Source organism: Eubacterium sp. An11 (genome assembly GCF_002161065.1).
Classification (GTDB): domain Bacteria; phylum Bacillota; class Clostridia; order Lachnospirales; family Lachnospiraceae; genus Anaerobutyricum; species Anaerobutyricum faecale.
Map to the genome: position 1 here is coordinate 1 of NZ_NFLV01000052.1, position 9,528 is coordinate 9,528.

At 47.4% G+C, this 9,528-nt stretch carries 5 protein-coding genes and 2 tRNA genes; all 7 read left to right on the forward strand.

Features of this window, described 5'->3' with window-relative positions:
- The first annotated feature begins 332 nt into the window (after positions 1 to 332).
- The 7 genes from B5E53_RS18060 to mutL all read left to right on the forward strand — a co-directional run bounded on the left by B5E53_RS18060 (position 333) and on the right by mutL (position 8,993).
- Positions 333 to 403: transfer RNA gene (locus tag B5E53_RS18060), tRNA-Trp, on the forward strand.
- Between the two features lie 33 nt (positions 404 to 436).
- A tRNA-Glu gene (locus B5E53_RS18065) sits at positions 437 to 508 on the forward strand.
- An 87-nt stretch (positions 509 to 595) separates the two neighbouring features.
- Positions 596 to 1,030 carry a zinc ribbon domain-containing protein gene (locus B5E53_RS18070; protein ID WP_087317487.1) on the forward strand — a complete coding sequence of 145 codons (435 nt, stop codon included), beginning with the start codon at positions 596 to 598 and terminating at the stop codon, positions 1,028 to 1,030.
- A gap of 136 nt (positions 1,031 to 1,166) precedes the next feature.
- On the forward strand, positions 1,167 to 2,507 hold the full coding sequence (locus B5E53_RS18075; RefSeq protein WP_087317489.1) for a DNA polymerase IV: 1,341 nt from the start codon (positions 1,167 to 1,169) through the stop codon (positions 2,505 to 2,507).
- Positions 2,508 to 2,674: 167 nt separating this feature from the next.
- On the forward strand, positions 2,675 to 4,120 hold the full coding sequence (gene miaB / locus B5E53_RS18080; RefSeq protein ID WP_087317491.1) for a tRNA (N6-isopentenyl adenosine(37)-C2)-methylthiotransferase MiaB: 1,446 nt from the start codon (positions 2,675 to 2,677) through the stop codon (positions 4,118 to 4,120).
- Positions 4,113 to 6,743, forward strand: coding sequence for a DNA mismatch repair protein MutS (mutS, locus tag B5E53_RS18085; protein ID WP_087317493.1), 2,631 nt, complete (start codon positions 4,113 to 4,115; stop codon positions 6,741 to 6,743). The genes miaB and mutS overlap by 8 nt, the downstream gene beginning before the upstream one ends.
- A gap of 132 nt (positions 6,744 to 6,875) precedes the next feature.
- Positions 6,876 to 8,993, forward strand: a complete 2,118-nt coding sequence (mutL, locus tag B5E53_RS18090) for a DNA mismatch repair endonuclease MutL (protein ID WP_087317495.1) — start codon at positions 6,876 to 6,878, stop codon at positions 8,991 to 8,993.
- Positions 8,994 to 9,528 lie beyond the last annotated feature (535 nt).

Here is a 9,528-nt window from a genome sequence, read left to right on the forward strand (position 1 = left end):
GATGAGATCTCCTAGCAGAAATGTGAGAGACCCCTTAGAGACGATGAGGTAGATAGGGCAGGGGTGGAAGTACAGCGATGTATGGAGCTGACTGCTACTAATCGGTCGAAAGCTTGACCACAAGCGGAGAAAGGTCATCACAGACAGGAGACAGGCACACGGAGAGAGCCGGAGGTTCTCGCAGGGTGCATAGCTCATGGATGTGGATGAGGTTGCGGAGCAACCACATCGAGGAAACGAAGTTTCCGAGATGACCATTATCAAAAAAACACTTGCAAAAGAATAAGAAATCTGATATAATGTGTGCAGTTTTGAAGGTACATCTTCAATACAGGGGATTGGTCAAATGGTATGATAGGGGTCTCCAAAACCTTTGGTGGGAGTTCGATTCTCTCATCCCCTGTTCAACCAAAGAACAACCTTCAATTAAATATATGGTCCATTGGTCAAGCGGTTAAGACGCCGCCCTCTCACGGCGGAAACAGGGGTTCGATTCCCCTATGGACTATTTTGAGGACACTTAAAGCTTTCAAAAAGTTTTAAGTGTTTTTTGCATTTGCAAGCAGAATATCAATAGGAAATCGAGGGAAATAATATGGATTTTTTTGAACAATTGAGAAGAAATGTTACACAGGCAGGACAGACGGCAGTAGATAAGGCAAAAAAGGCTGCGGATATTCTGAAGGTAAGAGAGCAGATTCGTCAGGATAAAAGAGAGATCCGGGATATCACTTACAGAATCGGAAAGACGTATATTAAGCTGCACCAAAACGATTATGAAGAAGAATACGAGAAATACTTCACTTCATTAAAAGCTGTCAAAGAGGCGCTTGCCGAGAAAGAAAAAGAACTTCGAAGACTGAATGAACATATTCGCTGTACAGAATGTGGAGCTGAAATATCCGCTTCCGATGATTATTGTCCAAAATGCGGTACCGCAGTCGCATTTGATGCTAAATTAAAAGAAGAAGAAACCATTGATACGGACGGGGATGGCAAGACGGGCCAGGAAGAGTGTGAAGAAGAATAAATAGTCTTTTGATGTTAAAAAGGGATGCCTTGGGGCACCCCTTTTTTCAAATGAAAATGAAAAAATGGAAGCAAAATAAGAAGTAAGTTTTTTAAAAATGCACATAATCGCAGCTCTGACCAAAGGGAGGAAGAAAATGGAACGCTTAATCTATCATGTGGATGTAAACAGCGCTTATTTGAGCTGGGAGGCTACGGAACAGCTGAAGAATGGAGCTGAAATTGATATACGACAGATTCCTGCCATCATCGGGGGAGATACGGCAAAGAGAAAAGGGGTGGTACTGGCTAAGTCTATTCCGGCCAAAAAATATGGGATACGAACGGGAGAGCCAGTGACCGATGCCCTGAAAAAATGTCCGGATTTAAAAAGCTTTCCGCCTGATTTCACACTTTACAAAAAATATTCTCAGGCCTTCATACAGATTTTGAAAAAATATGCACCGGTAGTGGAGCAGGTGTCCATTGATGAGGCGTATCTGGACATGAGCGGTCTGCATTATTTCTATAAGAATCCGGAGGATGCGGCAAAGCTGATCCAGGCGGAAATCAGGGAGACCCTGGGATTTACCGTCAATATTGGTATCTCCAACTGTAAGGTCCTGGCAAAGATGGCGTCAGATTTTGAAAAGCCAGATAAAATTCATACCCTTTTTCCAGCGGAGATTCCGGAGAAAATGTGGCCGCTTCCCGTTCGGGAATTATTTTTTACCGGTGCGGCTGCGGCCGCGAAACTGAATAGTCTGGGGATTCAGACCATCGGTGATTTGGCTAACAGTGATGTGACATTTCTGAAATCCCACCTGAAAAGTCACGGGGAAGTACTCTGGAGATATGCCAACGGGATGGATGATTCGCCGGTAAGAGAAGAACGTGAGCAGGCAAAGGGATATGGTAATTCCACAACTCTCAGCAGAGATGTCACAGAATACGAGGAAGCGGCCAGAATACTGCGCGAACTTAGTGAGACGGTGGCAAGGAGACTTCGAAAAGATTTGATTTATGCCCGGACCATTGAGGTGGAGATCAAGGATTATCAGTTTCATAAGCGTTCTCATCAAAAGGTTCTGGACTATTCCACCAATACTACGGACGATCTGTATCAGATCAGCTGCCTGCTCTTTAAAGAATTGTGGGACGGCACTCCAATCCGCCTGTTGGGGGTACGATGCACCAAACTGACAGAAGAAAAAATAGAACCGAAAGAAGAAGAAAAAGCCCCCGCTCCTTTTTTGGTAGAAAATGAACAGTCCGGCCAGATTACCATGGATTTTCTGCTGCAGGATTCTGCCGGACAACATGAAGCCGGGGCAAAGACAGAAGAATCTGATATAAAACATCAAAAAAGGGAGCGCCATCGCAAAATGGAACAGCTGGATGCGGCCATGGACAAAATACGGACCAAGTATGGAGAGAAATCCATTGGCCGGGCAGAACCTCTGTTTCGGAGGGGAAAAGACCAGTCCTCAAAATCTTAAAAAATGAAGAAAAAGGAAAAACCGGAGACTTTTTCTTGAAAAAAACACATGGTTAGCCTATAATTATTCTGCTTGTGTTCCCTTTCGGTGAAACAGGAATACAAGGCAGCATTTCAAAAGAAAAATCCCATCAGGAGGACGACCCTGATTTAGTTAAGGAGTGTAACATGACTGAAAATCATAGTAACATTGATATAAATGAATCTGTTCCTGTGCAGGAACCTCAGCGGCAGCGCTATTTTATGGCAAAATGCCGGGAGCTCATCAGGCAGAGAGAACAGGAGCTGGGCCGGAAACTTACCTTCCATGATCAGACCTTTGGCTGTCAGATGAATTTTAAAGATTCAGAAAAACTCAACGGGATCCTGGAAGAGATCGGATATGTGCCTTCAGAGAGCGAAGATGCGGATTTTGTGTATTATAACACCTGCACAGTGCGGGAAAATGCCAATATCCGGGTATACGGACGTCTGGGTACTCTGAAGACCTACAAAAAGAAGAATCCGGACATGGTCATTGCCATGTGCGGCTGCATGATGCAGGAAGAAGAAGAGGTACAGAAAGTAAAAGATGTCTATAAGTTTGTAGATATCGTTTTCGGCACCCACAATATTTTCAAACTGGCGGAACTTCTTTATGAATGCCTGAGCAGCAGACACCGGGTATTTGACGTATGGGAGAAGACAGATCTTATCATTGAGGATCTGCCAAGCGACCGGAAGTTTAATTTCAAAGCCGGAGTCAATATCATGTTTGGCTGCAATAATTTCTGCAGTTACTGCATTGTCCCTTATGTGCGGGGAAGAGAGAGAAGCCGCAGACCAGAAGACATTGTGGCGGAAGTGGAGAAACTGGCAGCAGAGGGCGTCGTGGAAGTGATGCTTCTGGGGCAAAATGTAAATTCTTACGGCAAGACTCTGGAAGAACCAGTAAGTTTTGCCGAGCTGCTTCAGATGGTGGAGAAGGTGGACGGCATTGAGAGAATCCGTTTTATGACTTCTCATCCAAAGGATCTTTCTGACGAACTGATTGAAGTGATGGCGGCTTCAAAGAAGATCTGCCGGCATCTGCATCTGCCGGTACAGTCCGGCAGCAGCCGTATTTTAAAACTTATGAACCGAAAATACACAAAAGAGCAGTATCTGGCCCTGGTGGAAAAGCTTCGCGCAGCTATGCCGGATTTATCTCTGACGACGGATATTATCGTGGGATTCCCGGGAGAGACCGAGGAAGACTTCCAGGAGACTCTGGATATTGTGCGTAAAGCGCAGTATGACAGCGCATTTACCTTTATTTATTCCAAACGGTCTGGAACTCCGGCGGCGAAGATGGAAGATCAGGTGCCGGAAGATGTGGTTCATGAGCGTTTTGACCGTCTGCTGAAGGTGGTCAATGAGGTGGCCAGAGAGAAAAACGCGAGACTCCAGGGAAGAACGGAGCTGGTGCTGGCGGAGGCCATTGACGAGAAAGATCCGTCTATGATCACCGGGCGTCTGTCCAATAATAATGTGGTACATTTCACAGCGGATCCGTCCGTCATCGGAAAGATCGTGCCGGTGGTACTGGAAGAGGCGAAAGGATTTTATTATCTGGGGAGGTTAAGCAATGGCTAAACTGACCCCCATGATGGAACAATATTTTGAGATAAAAAATCAATACAAGGACTGCATTTTATTCTATCGTCTGGGTGATTTTTACGAAATGTTCTATGATGATGCGCTGACGGCATCCAAAGAGCTGGAGATCACCCTCACGGGGAAAAACTGCGGACAGGAAGAGAGAGCGCCGATGTGCGGCGTTCCTTTTCATTCCTGCGAACCTTACATCAATAAACTGGTGGAGAAAGGCTATCGGGTAGCCATTTGTGAACAGGTGGAAGATCCGAAGGCGGCCAAGGGCATTGTAAAACGTGATGTGATCCGGGTGGTGACGCCGGGAACCAACACGCTTCTGCAGAGTCTTGATGAGAGCAGAAATAATTATATCATGAGCATTTTCTGTGAAAATGAAATGTTCGGTATCGCTGTCTGCGACCTGTCCACGGGAGAATTCCGGACGACCCAGGTGGAACACCAGGATGCTCTGATGGATGAGATGAATAAATTTCAGCCATCGGAGATCATCTGCAATGACGGTTTTTGCATCTGTGGCATAGATTTTGACTATGTAAAAGAAAAGATAGGAACGGTGATCTCTCCGGTGGCCAGCTACTATTTTGAGACGGAGCACTGTGAGAAGATGATAAAAGAACAGTATCATCTGATAAATCTGGAGGGAATCGGACTGGCGGATTACCCTTTTGGAATTGTGGCCAGTGGCGGTCTCCTCCAGTATCTCCATGAGACGCAGAAAACATCCCTGTCGCATCTGATGGAGCTGATTCCTTATTCCACTCAGAATTATATGGTTTTGGACAGCGCCACCCGGCGGAATCTGGAGCTGTGCGAGACACTGCGGGAAAAGAGCAAGAAAGGAAGTCTGCTCTGGGTGCTTGATAAGACTAAAACAGCCATGGGCGCCCGGATGCTGCGGAAAATGGTAGAACAGCCGCTCATTCACAAACAGGCCATTCAGGATCGTCTGGATGCGGTGGAGATGCTCAAAGAAAATGTGATGGCAAGAGAAGAACTGCGGGAATACATGAATTCCATTTATGACCTGGAGAGACTGACCATGAAGGTCAGCTATCGTTCGGCCAATCCGAGGGATTTGATCTCTTTTAAGACTTCGATTCAATATCTGCCTTACATTAAAGACATACTGGGCCAGTTCAGCAAAGGCGTGCTCAAAAAAATGGGCGGCGATCTGGATACCCTGGAAGATTTATATGAGCTTCTGGAGAGATCCATCGAGGAAGATCCGCCGATTCCCATCAAGGAAGGCGGTATCCTGAAAGAAGGATATAATGAAGAGGTTGACCATTTAAAGAAAGCAAAGACAGAAGGAAAGACCTGGCTGGCAGAGCTTGAAGAGCGGGAAAGAGAGAAGACCGGCATCAAGAATCTCCGGGTCCGGTACAATAAAGTCTTTGGCTATTATATTGAAGTGACCAACTCCTACAAGGATCTGGTGCCGGATTATTATATCCGTCGGCAGACCCTTGCCAATGCGGAACGGTATACCACAGAAGAACTGGCGGAACTGGCCAGGACCATTCTCGGGGCGGAAGAAAAGCTTTGTGCGCTGGAGTATGAACTTTATGTGGACATCCGGGAAAATCTGGCAGCGCAGATGGAACGGATTCAGAGAACAGCACATGTCATCGCCTGGCTGGATGCTTTTGCATCTCTGGCAGTGGTGGCGGAGCAGAACGGCTACGTGCGCCCGTCCATCAATCAGAGAGGCGTCATAGACATCAAAGACGGACGCCATCCGGTGGTAGAGAAAATGATGCGCGGAGAGCTGTTTGTAGCCAATGATACGCTTCTTGACCATAAAAAGAACCGCGTAAATGTCATCACAGGACCTAATATGGCAGGAAAGTCCACCTACATGCGTCAGACGGCGCTCATCGTTCTCATGGCTCAGATTGGTTCCTTTGTGCCGGCCAAATCAGCCAGCATCGGTCTGGTGGACCGGATCTTTACCAGGGTGGGAGCATCCGATGATCTGGCTTCCGGACAGAGTACTTTTATGGTGGAAATGAGTGAAGTGGCCAATATTCTCAGACATGCCACCAAAGACAGTCTGCTGATTCTTGATGAGATCGGACGGGGAACCAGCACCTACGATGGTCTGTCCATTGCCTGGGCGGTGGTGGAATACATTGCCGGTTCCAGTCTGGCGGGGGCGAAAACTCTTTTTGCCACCCACTACCATGAACTGACGGAATTGGAGGGCAAACTTTCCGGCGTCAATAATTATTGTATCGCCGTTCAGGAGAAGGGAGATAACATCATTTTCCTGCGAAAGATCATTAAGGGCAGCGCCGATAAAAGTTACGGTATCCAGGTGGCAAAACTGGCCGGCGTGCCGGACGCGGTCATTGAGCGTGCCAAGGCCATCGCCGAGGAGCTGGAGCGGTCTGATATCGCCGCCAACACCGGTAATATCGCAAGGACTCTGGAACAGGAAGAAGAACCGGTGCAGCTCTCTCTATTTGATACCATGGGTATCATGCCGGTGGAAGTGAAAGATAGCCCGGTGGAAAAAGAACTGAAAGAAATGGATTTAGGAAATATGACGCCGATACAGGCGCTGAACACACTGTATGAATTGCAGCAGAAGTGTCGTTAAACAACGGCATGAAGGGACTGCGGCAGCAATGGAGACAGGAAAACAAAAGATATAAATGACAGAAAAAATGACAGCAGCACCCGCATCCCTGCGGTGATGCCGGTCAGGAAATATGCAGAAAGGAGAAAAAGCATGGCGGTTATAAACGTTCTGGATCAGAATACCATCAATCAGATCGCCGCAGGAGAAGTGGTGGAACGTCCGGCTTCTATTGTAAAAGAGCTGGTGGAAAACGCTGTGGACGCCTGCTCTACGGCAGTGACCATTGAGATCAAAGGCGGCGGCATTGATTTTATCCGTATTACTGACAATGGCAGCGGCATAGAAAAGGACCAGATAAAAAAAGCTTTTCTTCGCCACGCCACCAGTAAGATTTCCACAGCGGAAGATCTGGAGACAGTAGGCTCTCTGGGATTTCGGGGCGAGGCGCTTTCCAGCATCGCCGCAGTGGCGAAGGTGGAAGTCATCACCAAGACCGATGAGGGGATCTCCGGCGCCCGCTACGTGACCGAGGGCGGCGAAGAGATTTCTTTTGAGGAGATCGGCTGTCCGGAAGGAACCACTTTTGTGGTGCGTAACCTGTTTTACAATACGCCGGCCAGAAGAAAGTTTTTAAAATCAGCCATGACAGAGTCCGGTTACGTGGAAGCCTTTGTGCAGCGGCTGGCTTTGAGTCATCCGGACATTTCCTTTAAATTTATCTGCGATAATAAAAATAAAATATCCACCTCGGGAAACGGCAATCTGAAAGATGTCATCTATCATCTTTATGGCAGAGATATCGCCATGAATCTTCTGGAGGTACACTTCAATGAGAGCGGCATCTCCATTGACGGATTTGTGGGAAAGCCGGTGATTTCCCGGGGAAACCGGAATTATGAGAACTATTTTGTCAACGGAAGATATCTGAAAAATAATATTATTACCAAAGGCATCGAGGAAGGATACAAAGGACACTCCATGGTGCACAAGTTTCCCTTTACAGCTCTGATGATTGAGATGGATTCCCATCTGTTTGATGTAAATGTACATCCGGCCAAAATGGAGATGCGCTTTAAAAATGGTGAAGAATTGTATTCAGCCATTGTGAGCGCTGTCCGGAGCAGTTTTGTGAAAAAGGACCTGATTCCGAAAGTCTCTTTGTCCCGGCAGCAGGATAGCGGGCTGCCTGTGCGCCAAAAAACGCCGGAACCTTTCGAGAAAAAACGCCGGGAGATTGAGAACCATTTTTCCAGTCTTTCTAAAGAGCGGATTGAGGAAATCAACCGCCGGAAAAAAGAAGACGAATCATTCGCGCAGAGGGAAGAACAGATCCGACGGGAAGGACAGCCAGGACAAGAACAAGCCGGACAGGAAAAGAGATCGTCTGTTCAGTCCGGGACAACCTGGCAGCAGGCGGAGCAGCAGCGAATTGCCAGCATGAACGTAAATCAGATGCCGCAGGTGAAAGAGGAAATCGACCAGGCCATCCACGGCCGCCAGGGACAGAATCCGGAAGAACGGAAAGGGGAGGCAGCTTCTTTGGAACAGAATCCGGCAGTTCTTCCGGTGAAAGAAGACACGGATCCTTTGATGAAAAAAGATGCAGTTCTTCCGGTAAAAGAAGATTCCGGCTATACCGTCGGCCAGCAGATGAGTCTGGCAGACATGCCCCTTCTTTCCAGGGAAGCGCGGCCGAAACACAGGCTCATCGGACAGGTATTTAAAACCTACTGGATTGTAGAATATGAAGACCAGTTATTCTTTGTAGACCAGCATGCCGCCCACGAAAAGGTGATGTATGAGCGGCTGAGAAAGAACCTGAAAGAGAAAAGCATTGACCAGCAGATGGTGGCTCCGCCCATTGTCCTTTCGTTCTCCATGAAAGAAAAGGAAAAATACCTGCTGTTTCAGGATGCCTTCGCAGCCCTTGGATTTCAGATTGAGGAATTTGGCAGTGACGCCTACTGCATTCGGGCCGTACCGGCGAACCTTTACGGCATCAATCAGCAGGATCTGTTCATCGAGCTTCTGGACGGGCTGGACGAGGGAAGCCGTAAGCTGAACCTCGATGTGATCACCGATAAACTGGCATCCATGGCCTGCAAGGCGGCAGTAAAAGGAAACCAGAAAATGAGTTTCCGGGAGATGGACAGCCTGATGGATCAGCTCCTGGAGCTGGAAAACCCTTATCAGTGTCCGCACGGCCGGCCAACCATCATCTCCATGAGCAAACATGAGCTGGAGAAGAAATTTAAGAGGATTGTGTGAATTGGGATTTGTAAAGGTGGCAACAGTTTTTCTATTAAACAGACAATGTCGCAAGGACACATACGGATTCGCCCGTCTCGGCCCTCAGTCGGACTGACCAGAGATATTCATTGTAAAATGATTATATCAGTCCTCCCTCACAGCTCGCGGTCGAAAGCCGTATGTGTCCAAAACGTCATTTGCCTGTTGAAAAGCCTTTGTTCCACCTTTACAAACATCCTGTGCTACGTTGACAAATCCGCAGGCAATAGCTACAGACGAATAGCTGATACCAAAATTTACAGTGGTATCTGTCTGGCATGCATGGACCTGCAGGGCAAGCCACACAGATAGCTTTCCTGTCGGTTTGAATCAGGTATTTTTGTTATCATCGATGGACCGTTTAACAGTCAAAAACTGCCACAATCTGTTGTCTTGCCAGGGTAGCCAGGATTCTTTGTAAATCTCTATGCACGCAGACTGCATTTGGAGAAGACGAGGTATTGATATGGTTTGACGACGACTGTGAGCGCAGGCGTCTGATTTATATTGACGA